Below are 22869 nucleotides of genomic sequence, written 5' to 3'. Positions count from 1 at the left end.
AATAATTATTGATTAACTTTTACCTTTCCAAAGGTTTCTAATTCCATAAACTTCGATTTGAAAAGGTTTGACGGAATCTTTTTCTTTAAAAGATTATGAAAGTTTTCATCGTGTGTTGATAATATTATTTGTTTTTGCTGATTGGCTATAATACTTCTCAGCAGGTCAATGGTTGATAAGATATTTATACTATCCATTGATTGAATAGGATCATCGACAAAAATACAGTCAATAGAGTTTCCTTTATCGTCTTTAGCATTTAATGCTTTCGCTAAAAATATACATAAGCTCAAAATATTTAATTGAGCTTGACTGAAATATAAATTAGGGATTATGAATTTATCACTTTCATCTTCTTTATAGACACAGACATTTAATTTAGGTTTGTTATCCTTAAAATCAGGAATAAATTTTACTTTTTTATAGTCAGGATGAGGATCTATCCGTTTATACAAATCATTGATTAAATCTTCGTAAAAGAATGATTTTATTTGTTTCTCTATATGCTCAGAAACGTTTGTAATCTCTTCTTTTAGTTTTTTGTTGATTTTATCTTTTAATGATTTACTGGTTTTTAGATCACTTTGGATTTTTTTATTCTCTTCAAATTTTAAATAAGGCAATACGTTTTCTTTTAGCTGAGATAGTAAGTTTAATTCTTTTACTTCAGTTCGATAATCTGAAATCTTATCGTCATTTGATTTTTTTATATCGTTAATAATTTTATTAAAAGCTTCCTCTTCAACTGTATTAATGTCTAAATCAGTATATTTCTTTACTTCTATTTTATATATTTCAGTTACTCGAGATATTGTGTCAATGTTGCTATTTAATCCTTCTAATTCCTGTTTTAAAGAATCTTCATTAAAACTACCTAAATCTTTTTCATTTAGCTCAATGTCATTCCTTAATCTTTCAAAATTGGATTGATACTCTTTTTGAGTTTTGGCTAAGCTTGACAAATCCTCATTAATATATTTAGAGTCTAAATCTAGATTTGGGTAATTTTCCGAAAAGAAATTTCCCACCTCATTAACAACCTTGTCATTTTTAAGGGCTTCTATATCTTTATTCGACAAGTCTATCTTTGTGATTGCAATTTGAGATTGCTCCTCGTTATTTTTTATTTTGTCTTTTAATGATGTTAAATCCGATTGGTATTTCTTTATTTCTTCACCCAATTTCTCTAATTGTTCTTTAGCCCATTCATTATATTCTTTAATAGATTTATTTAGAATTGAACTTCTAAGGTCAGCTAACCTCTTTGATTCATTCTCTACTTTAGCTTCAACGTCAGCTATAGATTGTTTGAGATTAAGTACTTGAGTCTTTAATTCCTGTATTTTTAACTCACTTTCAGAAATATCCTTTTTGATTGAGTTTACAATTAGTAAAGTAGTTTTGTGTATATTTTCAGAAATATCATTGACATTCTTTTCTATCTCATTTTTTCTGTTTAATAATGCATTCGACGCTTCGGGCAGCAATTTATTATTTGCTACTTTGTCAGCTAAATCAGCATAAGATTTATATTCCTGGTTACATAGAGGACAGATGTCTGTTTTTTTATCATTAATTATTGATAAACCTTTTGAAATAAAGTTTTCTAACTCAGTTTGAAAGTTATCGTGTTCAATAGCTTCTTGTTTAACAAGGTTTAAACTCTTGTTTTCTTCCTCAAGTTTTTTCTTTAATCTATCGTGGCTCTGTAAAAGTTCTGAATATTTTACAAAGTTTTTATCGAACTCTGAAGGGAAAATGCTATTTTCAATATTTAATAAAGCATTACTTAAATCATTGATAAAAATCTCTAATGAATCTATATTTTTGGATTTCTTCTCTAATTCGTCTTTTTTTAAGTCGGTCTCCTTATTTAATTGCTTAATTAGATTTTCAGAATTGAGGATATTTTGTTCTTTTTCAGGTAATTTTACGACAATTTGATTAATGTGATTAATCTCATTTTGATTCGTTGAAATTTGAACTTCAAGTTTTGAAATTTGTATTCTCTGATCCGATATTTCCTTATTTATAGTTTCTTGTGACGATTGTAAAGATTTAATTTCTTTATCTTTGTCTTTAATACGTTTAATGGTATCATTATACTTACTAAATAGACGTAATATCTTTTCCTTTTGTTCTTTTTCCTTTGTCAGCTTTACATTAAGATTCTGAGTTGAAGCCAACTCGTTTTTTTTCTTTTTTAAATCCTCAAATCCAGCTAAAATCAGACTCAATTCCTTTTGTTTTTCTGCTAGCTTTTTTAGATTATCAGAATGCTCTTTAAATTGCTTAAAACCAATCAATACTTCGTTTCCAATGATTAGTCTATCTAAATCTGAAATAAGATCTTGATGTCTTGCAACTTCAAAGTCAATATCGCTTATTCGTTCAGTTATGGAATTAGTAAGATCAAGTATATCAATTTCAGATGTTTGAGAATCTATTCTATTGAAAAACTTTATTTTTTTATTCAGAAGCTCAATTGTATCATTAATTTTAGAAAGAATATCCTTATCCCCATCATATTTGAACTCCAACTGAATTCCTTTAAGTTGCTCATTTAACTTTCTTATTTCCTTCTCATTTTGAGAAAGAAGTGCCGTAAGCGTATTGTAATACTTATCAAGCTCCTGGTCACCAAAATATACAATAAATGTTTTATATCGCTCTTCTGGTGTCTCCTCTTTAAGAAATCCACTTATCCAATCCTGAGATAAAATAACTTCTCTAAAATACTTGTTCTCAGTTTCCTTTTCATCAAACTTAAAGTCAGAAGATCCTTTTCTAGGAATAGAAATATTTCTTACTACATCTTCTTTATTAGTATGTAATTTTACGAAGCTATCCAAATCAGAGTTAGAATACCTATTTCTTAGAATATACTGTTTTTCATTATTACTAATGATCTTTTCTGACTTTGCTATATCTTTATTATTCTTGTTTTTTAAAAGCCTATCAATATTGTTTGTATAACTATATTCTATTGCATCATAGAAGGAAGTCTTACCAAATCCATTCGGAGCGTATAAAGAAATAAAATCTGCATATTCTTCTTCACCAAGTTTGAAATCAAATGTTCCATTTTCAACTCTATCGTATGCTCTAAAAGCCTGAATTTCTACTTTCTTAATTTTCATTGCTTAATGTTTTTTCAAGGTGATTCAATACTTTCAACAGATTTTCTTCCTTAATTGAAGTGGTTTTATTAAAGGAAGTTGATTTGAGAGCTTCATTGATAATTGCATTCTTTGAAAAAGATTCAATATTTTGGTTTTCAACATCAAATTTTATATTGTCGTTGATGATATGTTCAGATAATATGCTCTTTATCGTGTTGTCATCAACGGCCTGATCAATAGACTCTATTACAATTTTTCTGGTACTGAATTTATTGTTTTCAATCTCATATTTTAAGGGCTTTTTTACAGTACTTTCAGTGAGATAAAAAACATAAGAATTCCATTTAGAAAAATCATTTTTTAGCTTTGCTAAGTATTCGGCAGTGATAAAACTGTTAAAGTCTTTCCAGTATTTTTCTAAATCATTTAAGTGCTTAAACAGGATGAAAACAATAGGGATATTATCTCCAAACATTAAATTTCCAATAATAACATTTTGGATATCGAAGGACTTTCTAATTTGACTATAGATTTCCTCTTTACAGTCTATTTTTTTAAATAATTCCATCCGTTAATTCTTTAATTGTGGTTTTTGAGTTTACACCATTTATATTTGCCAACTGCATTACATTATTAATAATGTGGTGTTGAAATTTAAAAATATTGACCAGTTTTAAGTCGCTAAAAGGATCTTCAACAGTATTACTAATGTTCATTTTGTCCAAAGGCGTAGAGATATCAGTGATGACACGTAGTTCTTCTGCCGAAATTTCGGTTCTACTTGGAACTGATTCATTTGTTGCACAAATAACTATGCTTCCTCCTTTTTCTATTTCAGATAAATCAGACTTATAAATTTCTTCTAATTTTTTAGTCCAATTATTCGTATCAACTATTAGCATTTTTCTTTTCTTATGAATATTTGTAAGATTATCAAGATCAGTCGTTTCTTCATACAGCTTGATTATTGTCAAAAATTCAAGTAGAGATTTCCATAAAGATTTGTGATAAATAATGTGAGTGGGAGTTCCATTTACTAAAAATTTTTGTCCATACTCTTTAATGATTTTATCTGGACTAGTACCGCCACAGATACTTTCGGAAATAGCTAATAAAGTACTTCTAACCAACTCTTGTTTAACAATTAGATTAGGAAAAGGAAAAATCTCTTGCAGTAAAATATTAAATGTACCGATATAGGGTGGGAATAGTGGTGATAGATTTGCTTTATTTTCCTCGATTATTTCATCAAAAAATGATAAAGGAGCAAAATGGATTCTTGAAAGAGTTTCTTCTTCATCTTCAACAGCCATTTTTTTCTGTATACCTGCTAAAAGAAAACAAGAACTTTCAGATTTGACTATCCCGCCTCCTGATTGTCCAACTATCTCTGAATGGTTTACATTTCTTTCAATTTCGCCCTCAATATATAGCTCTACAGGATTTTCTATTTTGAGCTTATTCTTTCTATATGAAAAACCATTATTTTCCCTTGAATCAGGATGCCCACACAGATACCAGTTTTCTTTTTCTATTTTACTCAAATCCGACCTTAATAAGGATTCAATGCCATCAATTTTTTTAATTTTAATTATGGCAGCATCCTTATTGGGATTGCTATGTATATATGGAATTTCTAGTATTTCAAGTGTCTCATCTATTTTGTTTCCATCTTTTCCAATGTATTGTCTGACTATTTCTATATTCTCAACGCCCTCAATAACGTGCTTAGCTGTCAAAACGTAACTATACTCACTATCTAACGGTTGAAATAAACAACCACTCCCACTCGCTACTTTTACAGTAAAAAATTGAAAATCGTCTCTCATAATTGTAATTTATAATGATTCTGTATCAAGAAACTCAAAGGTTGGATAATCAGTTTTGTCTTCTTCTAAAATCAGTTTTGAAATTAACTTTGGATAATTGAAATATATTTTTGCATTTGGATTACCACTAACAATGCGCGCAATAGTAGACTTGTCGGGATGGCTATGTAAATCTCCATTAGTGCTCACGATATAGTTATTTGTTTTTATTAAATTTAACAATTCAGTAGAGGTATTCTTTTGACTACCGTGATGGGATAATTTGAATAATTCTACATTAAGCTTATTATCCTTATTGTAACCTAGGTTTTTTAATGCTGTCACTATTTCAGAAGGATGTGAATCCCCTAGAAACAAATAATTTTTGAAATCATTTTTTATAATGAAAGCGATAGAACTTCCATTATAAACATCTTTATCTTCTTCAAAAATATCGTCTTCGATAAGCGTTTTTAGCGTTTTTTTATAATCATCTTTTCTGGAAGTATCTATTAAAGATTCAGAAGTTTTCTTTTGCCATTCTTTTAGTAATTTCTTCAACTTCTCTTTGCCAGGAGATAATATTTGAAAAGAAATTCCATTCCAATCGATTATATCTCCTTGTTTGATTACTTTTTCATCCCAAGCTTTTTTTTCACGAATATAATTTTCAAAATCAACCCCTTGCTTTACACTTGTCAAAGTCGTTTTTTCTTTAAATTTTAGAGACTCAATTTCTGATTCTGTATTGTTTAAATATTTCTTGATAGTTTTCCCTGAATTAAACCATACCTCTTTTATGTTCTGAATCGCTGTTTCATCCTTGCTAAACCATTTCAGAAATCCATCTATATGGTCATCGTCTATATGCGTGAGTATTACTAAATCTAGTTTTTCACCTCTATATTTTATACAATCTATTAGTTTCTTTAAATCTCCATCTTTTATTTTCCCATCTTTTTTGTCTTTATAAGTATAAGTAGTAGATGTTCCACCATCAACTAGAATATTTATGGGTTTTTCATTTTTCAAGAAAGAAATCCAAATAGAATCTCCATGAAAAGCTTGCAAAAATTTTATTTTCATAGTAGATATAAGTTAGTAAAGAGTATGCTAAATTTAACAAATATAGCCAAATAAAAGCTTTCTCGATTTCGGAAAAGCAAATAGCATTCTCTTCGGCATATAAGGACTAGGACTTATACGCTTTTACTGCATCATCAATATCCTCCTTGATAAACTCCCAATATTTACCCCTTAAACAGATTGGGTCAAAATCATCATCAGCCAGTTGAAAATTTGTAAAGTTATTCAATATGAGTTCTTTGTCATGCCAATATGGATAACGTTGTAGATGGAGAGAAATCATGCTAGAAAAATTGTAATTCTGGAGCAATTCATGTAAATCCCAAAAATCCTTTTTACGACCTACACGTTGTACTACATCGATTTTCATAGCAATGATTTCTTCGGTAGTAGCCATTCTAATTTCATCTACAATCAAAGGAGGCTGTATAAACGTATCCGTATAAAACACATCTAATTTTACCACATTATCCTTATCTGTACCCACACTGTAAGATTTACCCATTGCCGGATCAAGATTTGAAAAATGACGGTGATACGGAAATGTTTTCTCTATAAATTCATCAATAGCTTTAAAATCAATGGAGCCATAAGGAGCATCACTGAATAAATCTATGTCCACAGACACACGATGCCCTAATTGAAGACTTAATGCTGTACCGCCTACCAAACGGAAGGATTCAAACACAGAAGACTCCATTAGAGTAATCAATGTTTTTATTAAAAGATTATTTACGGTATTATAGTATATCATTAGGAAGCTTCGGTTTATTGGATTTGTAAATGGTATATGGATTTCTCACATCGGACTCCTGCAGAGCCTGTTTTATTTTCTCAGTTCCATAAAAACGAATGATCTCATTTTTATCACTTTCATTTCCTCGCTCAAAAACTCGTTGAATGACGGCCCTGTATTGCTTTACCCAATCAATATGATGAATATCTGTATCCCAAAATAAGGATTTGCTTAGTATATTCAGATTTGGAATTTTGCGGGTTTCTTTTCTCTTTGTTTTTTCAATATCATGATACGCTTGCAATATTACTAAGGTACCTTCTTCCAATCCAAGCTCTCGCTCTATTTTTAACGCCAATGAAGTGCTTATTCCTCTTTTACCTTTTGTAATAGCATTGAACGTTTGTGGATGTTCCTCTAAAGACAATGCAAAAGGACGTTGCCTGATTGAAAGCTTTTTTAATTCTCTATCAAGTATAATCCCCGGATGAATCCCTTTGTATTTCTCAAATTGCTTATTCATAATACAAATATAAACATTTTTGCTTACACTTTATATAACTTTCTCATTTTAGGAAATATTAGTAAGCATTTACTCTTATTTAAAGATGTCCATCAAAAGTTTACCATCAATTAGATTCCTTGTCAAACTTTATGACACCAAGAATTATCCACAATAATTTTCAAGTCGAAACCGTAAAAAAGGCCGCAAATGTTTTGTTGCAAATCTTTATTTAAAGCCAAAAGACTACGGCATAAACGGTCTCCGCCCTAAAGGTTCCCTCCAATTATTCCGTTTCCTTTTGGCTTCAAGATTTCCAACAACCTTTTCGTGCTTTCTTTTTTCCGGTTTTTCTTTTGAAAAATTGCTCAAGCTTAAAGGCTTATAAAGAGGAAAGAAAATAAATAATTGTTTAATTCTTAAATCCTAAATTATGTCACACAACATTCATTACAACAGCCAAACAGGACGTTATTCCTTCTTTAGTGTTAAGGAAAAAGCCTGGCATAGCCTTGGACAGATTGTCCAGGATTATCCTACCAGTGAACAAGCCATCAAACATGCGGGCCTAGACTTTCAAGTTATTAAATGTCCGCTATTTGCAACGGATTCTGAAAATGAGAATATCAGCTTCACCGAAAACATTCCCGTTCCTGATTATTTCGCAAATATTCGTACGGATAACAATGCAGTTTTAGGTGTGGTGGGTAAAGATTATCAAATCGTTCAGAATCGAGATGCTTTTACGTTTTTTGATTCTATTGTAGGGGGTGGTCACGGAATCTTATATGAAACAGCCGGCGCCTTAGGTAATGGCGAACGAATTTTTATTACCGCAAAACTACCGGATTATATCCGAGTAGGAAACGGTGATGATATTACTGAGAAATATATTTTCCTCACGACTTCTCACGATGGAAGCGGAAGTATTACCGCTGCCTTCACTCCTATTCGGATTGTTTGCCAAAATACCCTTAATGCCTCCCTTAAAAATATGAGTAATGTTATTCGCATAAGACATACTGCAGGAGCTATGCAAAGATTGGAAAATGCACATCGTGTCATGGGAATTGCAAATACTTTAAGTAATCAACTGGAATTTATTTTTAACCAATGGGCAAAGATCCGTGTGAAAGATGAAGAAGTTAAAAAACTCATTGAACTTGCTTTATGTCCCAATAAAGAAACGCTCTCAAATTTAAAGAACGACAATCAAGATGAATTATCAACAGTATTTAAAAATATGGTAGATGATGCATTTCTTTATGCAATGGTTAGCGAATCACAACAAATGGCAACTGCTAAAGGAACTTTGTTTGGTGCTTATAATGCCGTTACTGGTTATTTTCAAAACGTAAGAAAATACAAAAACGAGGAAGCGAAACTACAATCCATTATATTGGGCGGGAATGCACATCTAAAATCTCAAAAAGCTTTTGATCTATGTACATCCTTTGCTAATTGTGGTGAAGACGCTTTTCTTTTAAATTAATTTCTGGCGGCCGCCTTTAAGGCGGTCGTTTTTTCTTTCAATTATTCTTTCAAAAAGACATCCTCGTATAACTTCGGAAGTCTTTTTTTAGGTATATAGCTCAATCACTTTTCCCTTTTCAGCCGACAATATGTAAGACGCCTCTCCGGATGCACCGTCCATATTTCTTTGAACGCTCAAAGAGATTGGCGTTTTATAAATATTCTTAAATTGTTCATACCAAAAATCAGTTGAATTTCAATCAGGAAAAACCCTTTATTTTTTACAGGATTTTTCCTGTTTTTAGTAAAACATGATAAATATCAGATATACTATTTAATCAGAAATTAACTCTTCCTTTTTAATTTGCTGACCTTAATCAACACATGCCCCCATTATGAAAAACAAGCTCAACTGCTATTGTTCTATTGTTTCCATTTCCTTTTTTTTATTTTCAAACCTTTTAACTGCTCAAGATATCGAGTGGCAACAAGTCTTAGGTGGTGTTCACAGCGAATATCTTTATGATTTAAAGGCTACTCCCGATTATGGTTTCCTTTTGGCCGGAAGTTCTTTTTCGGCAGATTCAGGCAACAAATCAGGGGAAGGACAGGGTGACTTGGATTACTTTCTCTGGAAGATGGACGAAGCTGGCAAGATGGAATGGCAGAAAACATTTGGCGGTTTAGCAAGTGATTATCTCTACAGCGTGTCACTGACCAGCGAAGGTGGTTTCATTTTAGGTGGAAGCTCCAATTCTCCTAAATCCGGTGATAAATTAGAATATGGTTTTGGAAATATGGATTTCTGGATTTTGAAACTTGATCCTACCGGTGAAGAAGAGTGGCAAATTACATTGGGAGGAATTGGCAATGACCAATTGCAGAGTATACAGCAGACACCGGATGGAGGGTTTATCATAGGCGGTAGTTCGGACTCTTCGCCAATACAAGATACGGAAGGAGAAATCATCGGAAATAAATCGGAAGAAAGCAGAGGAAGTTTTGACTATTGGATAATCAAATTATCCGCAAACGGCGAAGTGGAATGGGAAAAGACATTCGGTGGAATGTTTGCAGACCAATTAAAGACCGTCCTAATTACAGAAGACGGCTATCTGGTTGGCGGAACTTCCAACTCCTTCGTATCGGGAAACAAATCAGCTCAAAGCTTGGGAATGAGTGATTATTGGGTTATAAAACTTGATTTGAACGGAGACCAGCAGTGGCAACGCACGTATGGTGGTGAAGGCGATGAAACACTTGCGCAAATAGTGGAAACGAATAACGGCTTTCTCATAGCCGGAAGCTCCAACTCCAAAACATCGGAAAACAAGAAGTCCGGCAGTGTTAACGGTACGGACTTCTGGGTATTGGAAATCGACAAAGATGGAGAAGTCGCATGGGACAATACGTATGATACAGGGAAATGGGATATACTTGTCAATGTGACAAAAGCGGAAGATAATACCTTTCTTTTGGGTGGTTACGCTTCTTCCGAAACACTGCACAAGCGCATTGATAACAAAGGCATCAATGACTTCATCGCCATTAAAATAAACTATAGGGGCGAAATGCTTTGGAGCAAGACCATCGGTGGCACCGGAACCGACCAGCTCAAAGGTCTTGCCCAAACCCGTGACGGTGGCTACATCCTTGCCGGGAATTCAGACTCCAAAAAATCGGATGATAAAGACAAAGCTTCCATTGGTGGGAACGACTATTGGGTGATGAAATTGGGCGATGAAAAGAAGCAGGAAGAAGAACGCCAGCTTATCGAAATTTATCCGAATCCTACCTATCAATACACCAACATCATTATTTCACAGGATTTCAAAGAAGCGGAGGTTCAGGTTTTCAACCTGAACGGACAGAAACTTCAGCAAAAGAAACTTCTTTATCGTTCTACTCCCGTTGACCTTCAGAGTTATCCTCCCGGTGTGTATATCCTTAAAATTATCATCGACGGACAGATTACAGATGTGAAAGTCATCAAAAAAGGAAATATATAAACTGAACAGATCAAAAATAACCAATCGTATAAAATAATTTTATGAAACTGATAAAACGCTGTATTGCGATCATATTAATCTTACTGAGCAACCTTAATTGGTCCCAAAGCTTACCAATACCCCAGGGAGTTCAAAGCCCAACGGCGTCTTCATTGGGGAAATTCGGGGATTTGCCCGTTAGTTACTACACCGGTACCGCTGGCATTTCCATCCCTATCCATACAATGACTGAAAAAAATGTACCATTAGATATCTCTTTGAACTATGATACATCCGGAGTACGCTTAAATGCCATTCCGGGATGGGTCGGAGAGAATTGGTCGCTAAATGCAGGTGGTGTCATTACACGTCAGGAAAAAGGATTGGCTTTTGATGAGTTTCATTATAATACAACTATTGGTACACACCAAAGAGGCTACTTCTATTCCCATAGTTTATTAGATGTATCTAACTGGACTTCTTCCGCTTTTCTGTTAGCCATTAATAGTTTCTGGGATAAAGATACCACACCGGATATTTTTACATTTAATTTTATGGGTCATTCCGGTAAATTTTTTTTAGGGCAAGATGGGTCGTGGAAAGTTGCAAGCGACTCCAATATGAAAGTTATCATCAATATGGATGATAACAGGTATCCACCTCAAGAACCGAATTATGCCTACAAACTGATTTACAAGATTACATTAATTGACGACAACGGAACAAAGTATGTATTTGGAAACAAGCAGGATGCAATAGATTACAGCGTAAATTTCTTTCAGCAGTTTCGTGGCGACTCGAATAACCGTGTTTATTGGAGAGCAAATGCCTGGTACTTGACCGAAGTTAGAGATCACTTGGGAAATCTTCTGTACGATCTATCTTACGAAAGGAAAGAATATACAGTGTCCTTTAATTATTACCATGAAAGCGAAAGATGGGGAACAACCGGAGGTGATTGGAATGCAAATTGTTATTCTTATAAAGGTGGAGTTTACGGTATTGCAGGCGAGCTGATGTCCAGCGTTTATTTAAAAGAAATAAAAGCACTGAGCGGAGAATCCGCACTATTCAATATTGTAGCAAACAATAACGGTCAGGGAGATCTTGGAAATGCATATTATGACAGATACAGTGGGCAAAACAACCCTTCCGGAGTACCTTCTTTAACAGGTTGGATTACACAGTTTATTGAAAATAACTATCCTGTTGGCAGTAATAATTTATTTCCCTACTTGCAGGAAATCGGCGGAAGTGTAAACGACATATATAATCAATTCAAGTGGTACAGATTAAACCAAATTGAAGTTAAGCTCAATAATTCTACTGTCCGAAAATTTATACTCCGACACAACAACCTGCCTTATCAAAGTGGTCAGCCATCTCCCCGGATGCAATTGACAGAATTGGAAAGAGCTAACACGATAGCCCAACCTACTTCTAGCTATTACTTCCAATATAATTCTCCACTTCCAAGAGATTATATGACCCTTCAGACAGATCATTGGGGATATTACAAGGGTTCTTTCTATTCCGTAAGCGGATTTGGTTCGAGTCCGGCCAGCGCCACAGCTATGTACAATTCCAGAATGCCTAACGGAACGTACTCTTTATATGGTTTGCTAAATACCATTATTTATCCGACGGGTGGAAAAACAGTTATTGAATACGAACCGAATACGTACAACAGCTATGTTTCAGATGATAGGTCATCTTTAATTTCAGAATCCACTACGTTGGCCGGTGGCACAAGGGTAAAACGCTTGTTAGATTATTCTGAAGGAACAACGCTTTCGAAAGAAAGAGAATTCATTTACCAGAAAGCAAATGGGACAGGTAGCGGTATCTTGGAGTATAAACCTGTTTATTTTTGGGATTGGACTTATCCATCGGTCACTAACGGAGCAGTAGCCCGTCAGCAAAAATATTCAACCAACACTATACTTCCGCTATCCAATTTCTTCGGTTCTCACATAGGTTATTCGGAAGTCAAAGAGATTGTTAAGTCAAACGAAGGAAATTTCCACACGATATATAAGTACACGAGCAATGCCGAATCAAAATATCGTGATGAGTTAGGGCTTACAAACTACGGAGCCTCGGGCTTTAGTCCTTACAGTACAAAGAATGACAAAAGCTTGTATAGAGGCAAATTGTTATCTACCGAAGAATATAATTCTTCAAACCAACCGGTGAGAAAGATTGAAAACACTTATCCTGCGCTGTCTTATCTAAATAGTCATGTGGCAAGGGGAATAGACGTTGTACCCGTCAATTGTCCGCAGGGATTGGCATCCGGCTTTTACTTAAAAGGTAGCGCGTACTATCTATATTACTTGGATATGGCTCCTTCTACAACTGTTGTAACAGAATACTTTCCGAATGCAAACAATATAGTGTCAACGACTACTTTTGATTATAAACAGCATCCGCCTACAAACAGAGGCAACAATTACTTAAATTACCAACTATTTGAGTCAACTTCTTTAGGGGAAAAGATCAAGGAGAACCATGCATACACTTTTGATGGAACATTTATAGTAGATCATGAGAATTCGACTTTGCTTCAATCTATTTTACTTACGGCGAATGTCATGAAACCTTATAAGACCACTAATGAAAAATTGGTAGGCAGTGTTACTGAAAAGATAGCGGAATCTAAGACCATTTACGGTCAATTTACGGGTAACGGCACTGTATTTCCTCGATTTTTGTACAAGTCTAAAGCAAACCGCCCTCTGGAAAAGGAACTAACTTTTGATCGCTACGATGCTATCGGAAATCCGGAACAATATACGATTGAAAACCAGGTTCCTGTTGTTTTGGTTTACGGCTACAATAAGAAGTTTCCAATAGCTAAGATAGAAGGAAAAACCTACGGCGAATTGCCCCAGACGTTGATTCAGGATATTGTCGATGCTTCTAACGTACCCGCCAATCAGAATAATCCGGCTACTCTTATCGCAATGTTACAAGGACTTAGGGAACACTCTTCCCTTTCCAATGCTTTGGTAACGACATACACCTATCGTCCGGTTTCGGGAGTTTCAAGTATTACTCCTCCAAATGGTATAACAGAATATTATCACTATGACGTGTATGGAAGATTGCAGGCAGTGAAGGATCACAATGGTAAAATCATTCAGGAATATAAATATAACTATAAGCCATAAACCCATGAATCTATTTTCTCAACATACGCTAAAAACTTCAGCATTAGCTGGCTTTCTGTTTACATCGGTTGTTTACGCACAAACACCGACAAGTACTGAAAATTATATCTACGTAGTAGAACCTACGGTAGAAGTGTCAGCGATTGACGATCAAACTCCTGCAATCCGCACGGTTCAATACTTTGATGGGTTGGGGCGTCCCAAACAGATTAACCAAATAAAAGCTTCCCCGGACGGAAAAGATATTATTACCCATATAGAGTATGATGGTTTTGGAAGACAGGATAAAGATTTTCTTCCGTGGCCGAGCGGACAGCAGAACGGCGCAGTAGTCAATCCGACGACTTTAAAGAACAATACCGTTAACTATTATAAACAGGAATACCTTTGCCCTCCCAATAATACACAGTGCAACTTAAACCCCTACACGCAAAAGAAATTTGAAAATTCACCGCTAAACAGGGTAGTACAGGTAGGAGCGCCAGGGAATGATTGGAAGATCGGCTCCGGCAACGAAATGGAATTTCAGTACCAGGCCAATACGGTGGGCGATGGCGTAAAACAATTCAAGGCGACCACTACTTGGGTGGAGGCGCAGAAAATTTACAACATAGCTTTAACCCAGGATGGCACTTATCCTGCAAACCGTCTCTATAAGACTATTACTACCGATGAGAACGGGCATAGCATCCACGAATTTACAAACAAGGAAGGGCAGATAGTCCTGAAAAGGACTTTTGTAGCCAACGGCTCTGTTGCCGGACGGGATACTGACCCCGGAACGGAGTTACAGATACGCGCGGACACGTATTATGTTTATGATATTTACGGCAATTTAACCTATGTAATACCGCCGATGGCTTCCGTTAAATCCAATGTCAACACGGTGCTGGATGAACTATGTTATCAGTATAAGTACGATTCGCGCAACCGTTTGGTGGAGAAAAAACTTCCCGGCAAAGGATGGGAGTGGCTGGTATATGACAAGCAGGACAGGCTCGTTGCCACAAAGGATGCAAAGCAGGTAGCAGAGGGAAATAACGAATGGACGTTTACGAAGTATGACAAGTTCGGCAGGGTGGCTTATACCGGTTTGGTCGGAGATGCCGGAACACGGATACAGGTTCAGAATTGGGTGTACAATACTTTTGGGAGCAACAATGCCGAATACGACGCCACGGGCTTTATGCACGACGGGCTAAGGGTTTATTACAAAGCGGACAAAGGCTATCCTGCTTCCGGTTTCCAGATACTCACCGTCAATTATTATGATTTCTATGCACCTTCCCGTTCAACGGACGGGGCAAACTTCCCGAATATGCCGGGAGTGGACATCCGTGATGGAAGCAATACGGCAAATGAAAGTCTGAAAGGATTGCTGACCTCTACGGTCACCCGCACTTTGGGAACGTCAAATTTTGAGAAATCCTATATGTTCTATGACGTGAAGTCACGCCAGGTCTATACACACAAAATCAACCGTCTGGGAGGATATACTAAAATTCAAAACAATCTTGATTTCAGAGGGAAACCAACTTCAACTATTACACTTCATAAATACAGTTCCAGCACCCCTAATGAACTGAAAGTACAGGATAATTTTTCCTATGACGGACAGGAGCGATTTAAGCATCACAGTCAGTCGATCAACAATGGGGTTGTTCAGCGAATAGCCTCCAATACCTACAATGAGATCGGGCAGTTGACCTATAAGCTGGTAGGAAATAACAACAGCTTACCGGCTTTGCAGGGTGTGGATTACACCTATAACATTCGGGGCTGGCTCACGGGCATAAACAACATTGCGGATGATCTTCAGCTTAGAGGGCTCCCCGGTGAACCGCTGGACGATATTTTCGCATTTAAGATACAGTACAATGATTTGGTTTACGGAGGAGAAGTGGCCACAGAACCTTTGTACAATGGGAATATTTCACAGACCTTCTGGAAAACGGCGACAGACAACATCACCCGTGGATACTCCTATGAATTTGACCAGATGAACCGATTGCGGTTCGCGCACTTCAACAAAGTGACCGGTACACCGCCCACAGGCTATTATCCCGGCGCTTTTGATGAGAGTATGGCCTATGACCTTAACGGGAACATACTGCACCTTGTCCGGCATACGGAAGATTTCTACGGGGCGGAAAGTGCTATGGATGACCTGAAATATACCTACAAGAATGACAACAGGACTTCTAACCAACTATCCAAAGTGATCGATGACGAAAACAGTAGCTTTGGATTTACGAACGGTAATTCCGGCACAAGCAACGATTATACCTATGATGCCAACGGCAACATGATTTCCGATCTTAACAAGGCAATCGCTTCCATCACTTACAACCACTTAAACCTGCCAAAAGCGATTACCTGGACCTCGGGCACAACTAAAAAAATTGAGTACCTTTACGATGCTTTCGGTGTCAAGGTTCAAAAGAAAGTAACTTCCGGAAGCACCGTTTATACAACCGATTATATGGATGGATTTCAGTATTATAACGGAGTTCTGCAATTTTTCCCGCATCCTGAAGGATATGTAAAACAGACAACGGTAAACAACCAGATGACCTTTGACTATGTATTCAATTATACCGATCATTTGGGGAATGTACGGTTGAGCTATGCGAAAGATCCCGCGACAGATGAGCTCAAAATAATGGAGGAAAACCATTATTATCCGTTTGGATTGAGGCATAAGAAATATGCGCTATCCACGCCTAAAGACATTCTTTCCAACGAAACGGAAACCGATAAAGCGCTTCAGGACATTGACCCTACCAATCCGGTTTTGAACATCTATGCCAACTACGACTATAAGTACAACGGTAAAGAGTATCAGGATGAGCTTGGGCTTGGGTTGTACGACTATGGATGGAGAAATTATGACCCAGCATTAGGACGGTGGATGAACATAGACCCTCTCGCAGAGAAATATGCTTCATCTAATCCATATAATTATGTATTGAACAATCCCATTAATTATGTTGATCCAGATGGAAGGTATGTGAAAATATCATATAATGCAGAAACTGGAGAGTTATCCATTGAAGATATGGATAATCACAAGAAAGGGCTACAGACTGTTTACGTTTCTGCAAAAGGTTATAATGTCAATGGAATTAGAGATAAAAAAGGAAATTTAATAGCAAATCAGGTTTTAGTTATTAAAGGTGTATTTAGTGGAGGGATTTCGGATAGCGAAGGTAATATTAATCAAGGAGATGAAAATGGAACTGATCATGCAACACGTGGTGAAAAACAAGTTCCAATACCAAACGGAGATTATGACATTTTAGATAATAAGGGTGGTAAAAATAGTACTTGGTTCAGGTTAGACCCTCAAGATAGTTATAGATATGATGATACTCATCAAGGGGTAAAAGGAAAAGATGGAGATAACCGTAAAAACTTCAGATTACATTTAGGAATGGAGAGTCATGGTTGCGTAACTATATGCTCAGCAGATGAATCAAGTGATCGTAATTTAGAATGGAATGTAATTAATCAAATCATGAATACCACGTCTACAAGTGAAGTTCCAGATAGGCAAGGTCTTCAAAGGTTTAATCCAACTTCTACAAGAACAAAATATGGTACTATGGAAGTAATAGGTACAAGCGTAAACCCAAAAAAATCTCCAAATGCAAAACCTTCAAATATTAGTCCTACAGTCTTAGGGCCAGTAGGAAGCTTGTAAATATTGAGAATATGAGAAATATTTTATATATGTTATTAGCAACCTTGAGTTATGGTTGTTATCAATCAAAATGTGATTCAATAATCAAAATAGAAGATATTGTATTATATAATGCAAATCAAGCCGGCATTTCTTATTGTAAATTGGTAAATGAAGCATTAGTAGGAGATTCAAAAGCTATTAAAGAATTATTTTGTCAACATCCTTCATATTTAGATGGAGAATCATCCTATTTACATTCATTTTATGTTTATAAAATAACTCAAGAACTGGGAGAAGTTAAGATAATCTCTGTAATGAAGTCATTTAATAGTAAAGAGTTAATGTATTATTATAGTAATTTAGAATTTGGAATGCAACAAGAAAGTCTTGATCAAACCGTTAAAGATGCATTTCCTAAATTATACGATTCGCTATGGAATGGAGAAAATCCAATTAATTCACAAAATAAGTAAAATAAAAGGATACAAAGGATCTCCTTGGCAAGTGGGAAGAATAGTCCAGCGAAGCTGTTGGTCGTAATGATAGCAACCTCCTGTTTTTGGTCATAGCAATAACGGGTCATGAAAAATCATATACAGAATTAAGACCTGATACCACTTTTGACATTTTTGGATACAATATCATAGAATGATTCAGCTTTATAAAGGATAATCTATTTTAACATGTACAACGTTGTTATTCAGTCATTTGTGATGTTGAATACAAAAATTTTTATTATAATACTTTTCTAATTTCTTTAACTGCATTCGTATAAGCTTCGTCGATATTTCCTGCCAATGTTAGAACCTGAGCTTTTTTTGGTGCAGTATTATATACACTTAAGGGCGACTCTTCCCAATAACAACTTCTGACTATTATAGGTACTACTCTTACACTTTCAGGGGTAGCATTTTCTCGTTCAATGGCTCTCTTAATTTCTACATCCCAGATATAGTCTGTTGCTAAAAAGTCATCACTTACTAAAAATATTATTACGTCTGCTTCTTCTAATTCCTTCTTAATTTTACCATCCCATTTTTCACCTGGCAACAATTGCCTACAATTCCAAGTATCAATAGTTCCATTTCTTTTTAGTACGCTTAGGTGATTTTCCAATTTTTCCAAATAAAAAGCATCAGCTTTGGAATAAGAAATAAATATTTTTTTCATTTTTATAGGTTGTTTTAAGTATTGTTTGAATTGCTTCAGCTCATAGTATTTTTCATAATAATGAAAAACCCAATTTCCATTTTCTTCTGCTTTATGAATCACTGAAATTGGGATGAAGTTTTCACCGTCAATTGTTACTGTTTTAGTCACATCTTTATCAACGCAGATTTCCTCTAATGTTTTTATTACATTTTCAGAAAATTGACCACTTCCTGAATTTTCCAATTTATACACATCTATATAGGCACTTTTATTAGCATCATTAACATTACAAAATTTTACAAGTACAATTTCATGAGTGTCAATTTCCTTTAATACAACCCCATTTTTCCAGTATAAATATGATTCACCATTATTTGTGTCTTTTAAAACAGCCTGTCCATGTTTCTGAAAAAATTCTAGAATAACGTGTTTATGAATAAAGCTGTTGAAAATAAACTTACAAATTGGTTTTTGGAATGTACTCAGGAAAATTTTCACACTTTTAGGTGGTTCTGATGGCAAATATAAAGGAGCAATAAAATGATCAATATCTGACGGATGTTTAAAAATCATTTTAAAATGGCTCATAATATTAGTAATCATTTCACATTCGTTATCAAAATGATTTTTTCCTAAAGTATCTTTAATATATTCTTTATTGAACTTGCCATTTTGTTTATTTAAACCTAAAAGAATGTCATATATATTATTAAGAATGTCATTTTGATTCAGGAATACATAATCCTTCAAACTATCATTTTCAGGAAAATACAAAATTAGTCCTATATTATTTAAATATTGTGCGAAACTAATTGCATCAGTATCATTAAAAAGTACCTGTTTTATTAATTTTTTACCACCTCTCTTTACTTCAGGGATAGTTTTAATTTTATTGTTACAATATTCTTTAAACTCTTTAAGGGTTGTTTTTTTGTTGGGGTAATTTCCAATTTCAATCTCATTTTTCACAAATCCCCATGTACCCAAAAATTCTTTATTTACTAAAGGAGTTTTATCCAGTAATTCAAACAGAATATTTTTAAAATTATCCATACCTCTTTGGGTTTTCACTGAAAGAGAAGCATATCCAAAAATTTTTGGATAAGATTTTTTTAGATGTTGTTCATTAAGGAATTTTAGATCATTTGCATTATCTATTTTATTTTGTGTTATGAGAATATTAGGAACATCTTCTAATTCTTTACCAATATCTTCTGTAGATTGAATTATCTCATTTGTCCAATTTTCTCCAGCACTTATATTATTTTGAATATCGACGTCTCGTTTATCTAGAATTTCCTTAATCCTTTTTTCATCAATAGAAGTTTTTTTGTTTTTCGTATGGTATTCGATAGAATTAAGCCAATATTCTAATGGGAAACACTGTACATTATTTGCTTTTAAGCGACCATCAGCTTGTCTTTGTTCTATAAGAACTTCTCCATATTTATTCGATTGTTCGTTCCAAAGTAATAGATAGGCGGTCTGCTTAGTAAAGAATAAGTAATGCGTATCATGATAATATTCCTGACCCCCGAAATCAAATATTCTGATGTTATATGTTCGACTTTTATGTTTTGTTGACCACCGTTTCACTACCATCCAATGAGTACTGGAAATAGTATCATTCCACTTTCCGGTTAAGAAATATTCTGTAAGAGTAGATTTGCCTGCATCACTATTTCCTACTAAAACCAACTTAATATCTCGATTTAAATACGGTTTTATTTTGACACTCTTTTCTGCTTGGTATTGTTCAAAATACGCTAACACATACTCATTTCCTTGAGAGACAACTTCCAAAGGTGGATTTGATAAAGGATTTTGAGTTAGGTTAATTGAGTGCTTTTGCCATTTTGAATCATTGATGTCAACTCTTTCAATAAGTTCCCTAATTGGTAATAAGGTTTTTATCCTGTTAGAATGGAGATCAACGGTATTAACTGCTGGAAACTTATTCAGAAAAAAGATGTCAGAAATATAATTATTACTAAGATAGAGTTCTTTGATATTTTCAAGATTGGAAGATATTGTTATCGAAGTAATTCTGTTGTTATTCAAATGCAATATTTGAGTCTGTTGAAGTTTAGTAAGATTGACATTTCCTTGAATTAAGTTATTACTGAGATTGAGGTACTTTAGATTAATTAATTTATTAAATACAGCAAAAGTTCTTATTCTCCATCTATTCCAAACTTTATTCTTTCTGCTCTTCCAATCGCCACCAATAAAAAGTTCTTCCAAGCTTATCAGTTTGGAAAACTCAGCTGGTACATAAAATATATTGTTTGGTAGACCATTATTTTTACTGGTTTCCCTATCCCATTCCCCTTCATATATAGCCCATTCGTTACTTAGTATCAATGTTTTTAAATGTGTACATTTATACAATAAAGGAAATCTGGATAAGTCTGTAATACCACAGTTGCCTAGATCTAAAACTTTTTCCCTTGTGTGTAAATTTTCTTCAATCTTACTGTTTGCATAGTTCCATAAATTATCAAACCATTCAATAACATCTCCATTTCTATTTATCGAAATATTCTGCGAAGGATATACAGTTGAGTTGTTGTCAGCCTGCAAATACAAGTCATTTCTTAACTGATCATATATCGGACTAATATCATAAATCCTATTATTGGATATATTTAAATATCTGAGGGCTGACAACTGTTTTAAAATGGAAATTTCTTCGATTCTATTATTACTGATATCAAGATACTCAAGTTCTTTTAATTGATATAACGGTTCTATATTCTGGATGTTATTTCCACCTAAACATAACCTTTTTAATGTTTTAATGTATCTTAATTGATGCAAAGAACTAAATTTACAATTATTAAGATTTATCTCTATTACATTATTGTTTTCATCAACTTTATATGATTGGGGGAATTCCATAATTTCTTGAAATTCAATCAATTTTTCAAGATTCAGATTGTATTTTTTCTCAATTTTAATTAGGATTTCTGGCTTGATATTCTCCATTTTTGATAGGTTAACAGATTATAGTTTCATTTTTGTGATGAAAAAATTAAGTAGAGAATAGTATAGCGTACAATTTCTTTAATCGGACATCACTTAAATCTTTCAATGAGGTAATTGGCTTTTTAAGATTAAGCTTTTCTTCAGCAAACTGATACAATTGATGTTTATCCATATTCCACTCATTTCTAGATTTTGCGTAAATACTAGAATACATTGAGTTCTTCCATTCAGAATTGTTATGCTTTCTTAAGATCGGGCGGTGTACGGAAGCTATTTGTGTCTGTAACCATTTCATGCAATCCTCAAAGTCCTCTTTTCTCAAGAGAGTGTATTTGGTTACACCATATCTATTCTTTATACTACTCCATGTAACAGCGTAAAATTTCCCTTTATTATCAGTTGTTTTAAACTTTCCAGCCTTGTCATGAATAGAAACAATCTCATCAACTTTATCCTTTATTTGTTTTGCTTGCTGATCTGTAATATGACTTTCTTTATCATATAATACTTCCGTAACATTTTGAACTTTTTCAGTATTAATAATACGACCAAAATTTTGCCCTATTTGCTGAACTCTTTTTCCCTTTGCACTTTGTTTAATCTCAACCTTATTGTTGAGATTATCTTCATCATTTTGTAATGATGATTTATACATGTTTGCGATGTCATCAGGCTTAGCCCCAAAAACAGAAGTACCTTTTCGAATATATACAAGGCTTTTTTTATCAAAAACCACATAATAAGGTTTATTCTTTCCTTGAGCGATATTTAATACAAAGATACTTTTCGTACTATCTTCATTAACTGGAATTTGATGTAATTGATATTCAATACTTTTGTCAACTAAATCATTTAAAACATTGCAAATCCAATCTTCTATTTTTTGATTACCAATTATATTACTAATACCACAAACTTTTAATGCCTTTTCATCAATTCCTATGAAAATATATCCTCCATCAGCATTAGCCATCGCAGTAATATCCTTTACGAATTCTCTATTTTCAATTCGACCATTTTTATCAAAAGAAAAGTCTCTTTTAAGCTCAATAGTCTGGCTTTCTGTTAACTTTCCTGTGTAGAACAATTCATTAATGTCTTTATAAGTAAGCTGATATATATCTTTCATGACGACCTGTAAACTATATATGAAAAA

At 34.3% G+C, this 22869-nt stretch carries 13 protein-coding genes; 5 read left to right on the top strand and 8 right to left on the bottom strand.

Annotation, left to right across the window (positions count from 1 at the left end; genetic code table 11):
* Nucleotides 1-5: 5 nt before the first annotated feature.
* The 6 genes from HU137_RS11455 to HU137_RS11430 all read right to left on the bottom strand — a co-directional run bounded on the left by HU137_RS11455 (nt 6) and on the right by HU137_RS11430 (nt 7275).
* Nucleotides 6-3140: an AAA family ATPase gene (locus HU137_RS11455; RefSeq protein WP_182043987.1), complete on the bottom strand. Its 3135-nt coding sequence runs from the start codon at nt 3138-3140 to the stop codon at nt 6-8.
* The gene (locus HU137_RS11450) at nt 3130-3690 is read right to left on the bottom strand and encodes an ABC-three component system middle component 1 (protein WP_182043986.1); all 561 of its coding nucleotides are present in this window, start codon (nt 3688-3690) and stop codon (nt 3130-3132) included. Before HU137_RS11450 ends, HU137_RS11455 begins: the two co-directional genes overlap by 11 nt.
* Entirely contained in the window at nt 3677-4951 is a 1275-nt protein-coding gene (locus HU137_RS11445) for an ABC-three component system protein (protein WP_182043985.1), read from the bottom strand. The genes HU137_RS11450 and HU137_RS11445 overlap by 14 nt, the downstream gene beginning before the upstream one ends.
* Before the next feature lie 9 nt (nt 4952-4960).
* Nucleotides 4961-6016, bottom strand: coding sequence for a ComEC/Rec2 family competence protein (locus HU137_RS11440; RefSeq protein WP_182043984.1), 1056 nt, complete (start codon nt 6014-6016; stop codon nt 4961-4963).
* Nucleotides 6017-6122: 106 nt separating this feature from the next.
* Nucleotides 6123-6716, bottom strand: coding sequence for a nucleotidyl transferase AbiEii/AbiGii toxin family protein (locus tag HU137_RS11435; RefSeq protein ID WP_246361550.1), 594 nt, complete (start codon nt 6714-6716; stop codon nt 6123-6125).
* Nucleotides 6717-6756: 40 nt separating this feature from the next.
* A complete protein-coding gene (locus tag HU137_RS11430; protein ID WP_182043982.1) occupies nt 6757-7275 on the bottom strand; it encodes a helix-turn-helix transcriptional regulator in 519 nt (172 codons plus the stop codon).
* Between the two features lie 412 nt (nt 7276-7687).
* Between HU137_RS11430 and HU137_RS11425 the strand changes: the two genes are divergently transcribed.
* The 5 genes from HU137_RS11425 (at nt 7688) to HU137_RS11405 (ending at nt 18046) form a co-directional block, all read left to right on the top strand.
* Complete coding sequence (locus tag HU137_RS11425; RefSeq protein ID WP_182043981.1) at nt 7688-8746, top strand: DUF932 domain-containing protein; 1059 nt, start codon at nt 7688-7690, stop codon at nt 8744-8746.
* A 376-nt stretch (nt 8747-9122) separates the two neighbouring features.
* Nucleotides 9123-10736: a T9SS type A sorting domain-containing protein gene (locus HU137_RS11420; RefSeq protein WP_182043980.1), complete on the top strand. Its 1614-nt coding sequence runs from the start codon at nt 9123-9125 to the stop codon at nt 10734-10736.
* Nucleotides 10737-10777: 41 nt separating this feature from the next.
* Nucleotides 10778-13888, top strand: a complete 3111-nt coding sequence (locus tag HU137_RS11415) for an RHS repeat domain-containing protein (protein ID WP_182043979.1) — start codon at nt 10778-10780, stop codon at nt 13886-13888.
* Nucleotides 13889-13892: 4 nt separating this feature from the next.
* Nucleotides 13893-17591 (top strand): DUF6443 domain-containing protein, encoded by a 3699-nt coding sequence (locus HU137_RS11410; RefSeq protein WP_182043978.1) that lies wholly within the window; start codon nt 13893-13895, stop codon nt 17589-17591.
* Between the two features lie 11 nt (nt 17592-17602).
* Complete coding sequence (locus HU137_RS11405; protein WP_182043977.1) at nt 17603-18046, top strand: hypothetical protein; 444 nt, start codon at nt 17603-17605, stop codon at nt 18044-18046.
* Nucleotides 18047-18308: 262 nt separating this feature from the next.
* Here the strand turns inward: HU137_RS11405 and HU137_RS11400 are convergent, their stop codons facing one another.
* Together HU137_RS11400 and HU137_RS11395 are read right to left on the bottom strand one after the other, a co-directional pair.
* On the bottom strand, nt 18309-21713 hold the full coding sequence (locus HU137_RS11400) for a leucine-rich repeat domain-containing protein (RefSeq protein ID WP_182043976.1): 3405 nt from the start codon (nt 21711-21713) through the stop codon (nt 18309-18311).
* A gap of 46 nt (nt 21714-21759) precedes the next feature.
* Nucleotides 21760-22842: an AlbA family DNA-binding domain-containing protein gene (locus tag HU137_RS11395; protein WP_182043975.1), complete on the bottom strand. Its 1083-nt coding sequence runs from the start codon at nt 22840-22842 to the stop codon at nt 21760-21762.
* Nucleotides 22843-22869 lie beyond the last annotated feature (27 nt).

The sequence above is a fragment of the Moheibacter lacus genome, assembly GCF_014042165.1.
Taxonomy (GTDB): Bacteria; Bacteroidota; Bacteroidia; order Flavobacteriales; family Weeksellaceae; genus Moheibacter; species Moheibacter lacus.
Note: the sequence above shows the minus strand (reverse complement) of the source record. Positions and strands in the feature narration are given on the sequence as shown.

Excerpts from the sequence above, each read along its gene's own strand:
- HU137_RS11455 (WP_182043987.1), bottom strand. The coding sequence starts at position 3,140 with ATGAAAATTAAGAAAGTAGAAATTCAGGCTTTTAGAGCATACGATAGA.
- HU137_RS11450 (WP_182043986.1), bottom strand. The coding sequence starts at position 3,690 with ATGGAATTATTTAAAAAAATAGACTGTAAAGAGGAAATCTATAGTCAA.
- HU137_RS11445 (WP_182043985.1), bottom strand. The coding sequence starts at position 4,951 with ATGAGAGACGATTTTCAATTTTTTACTGTAAAAGTAGCGAGTGGGAGT.
- HU137_RS11440 (WP_182043984.1), bottom strand. The coding sequence starts at position 6,016 with ATGAAAATAAAATTTTTGCAAGCTTTTCATGGAGATTCTATTTGGATT.
- HU137_RS11435 (WP_246361550.1), bottom strand. The coding sequence starts at position 6,716 with ATGGAGTCTTCTGTGTTTGAATCCTTCCGTTTGGTAGGCGGTACAGCA.
- HU137_RS11430 (WP_182043982.1), bottom strand. The coding sequence starts at position 7,275 with ATGAATAAGCAATTTGAGAAATACAAAGGGATTCATCCGGGGATTATA.
- HU137_RS11425 (WP_182043981.1), top strand. The coding sequence starts at position 7,688 with ATGTCACACAACATTCATTACAACAGCCAAACAGGACGTTATTCCTTC.
- HU137_RS11420 (WP_182043980.1), top strand. The coding sequence starts at position 9,123 with ATGAAAAACAAGCTCAACTGCTATTGTTCTATTGTTTCCATTTCCTTT.
- HU137_RS11415 (WP_182043979.1), top strand. The coding sequence starts at position 10,778 with ATGAAACTGATAAAACGCTGTATTGCGATCATATTAATCTTACTGAGC.
- HU137_RS11410 (WP_182043978.1), top strand. The coding sequence starts at position 13,893 with ATGAATCTATTTTCTCAACATACGCTAAAAACTTCAGCATTAGCTGGC.
- HU137_RS11405 (WP_182043977.1), top strand. The coding sequence starts at position 17,603 with ATGAGAAATATTTTATATATGTTATTAGCAACCTTGAGTTATGGTTGT.
- HU137_RS11400 (WP_182043976.1), bottom strand. The coding sequence starts at position 21,713 with ATGGAGAATATCAAGCCAGAAATCCTAATTAAAATTGAGAAAAAATAC.
- HU137_RS11395 (WP_182043975.1), bottom strand. The coding sequence starts at position 22,842 with ATGAAAGATATATATCAGCTTACTTATAAAGACATTAATGAATTGTTC.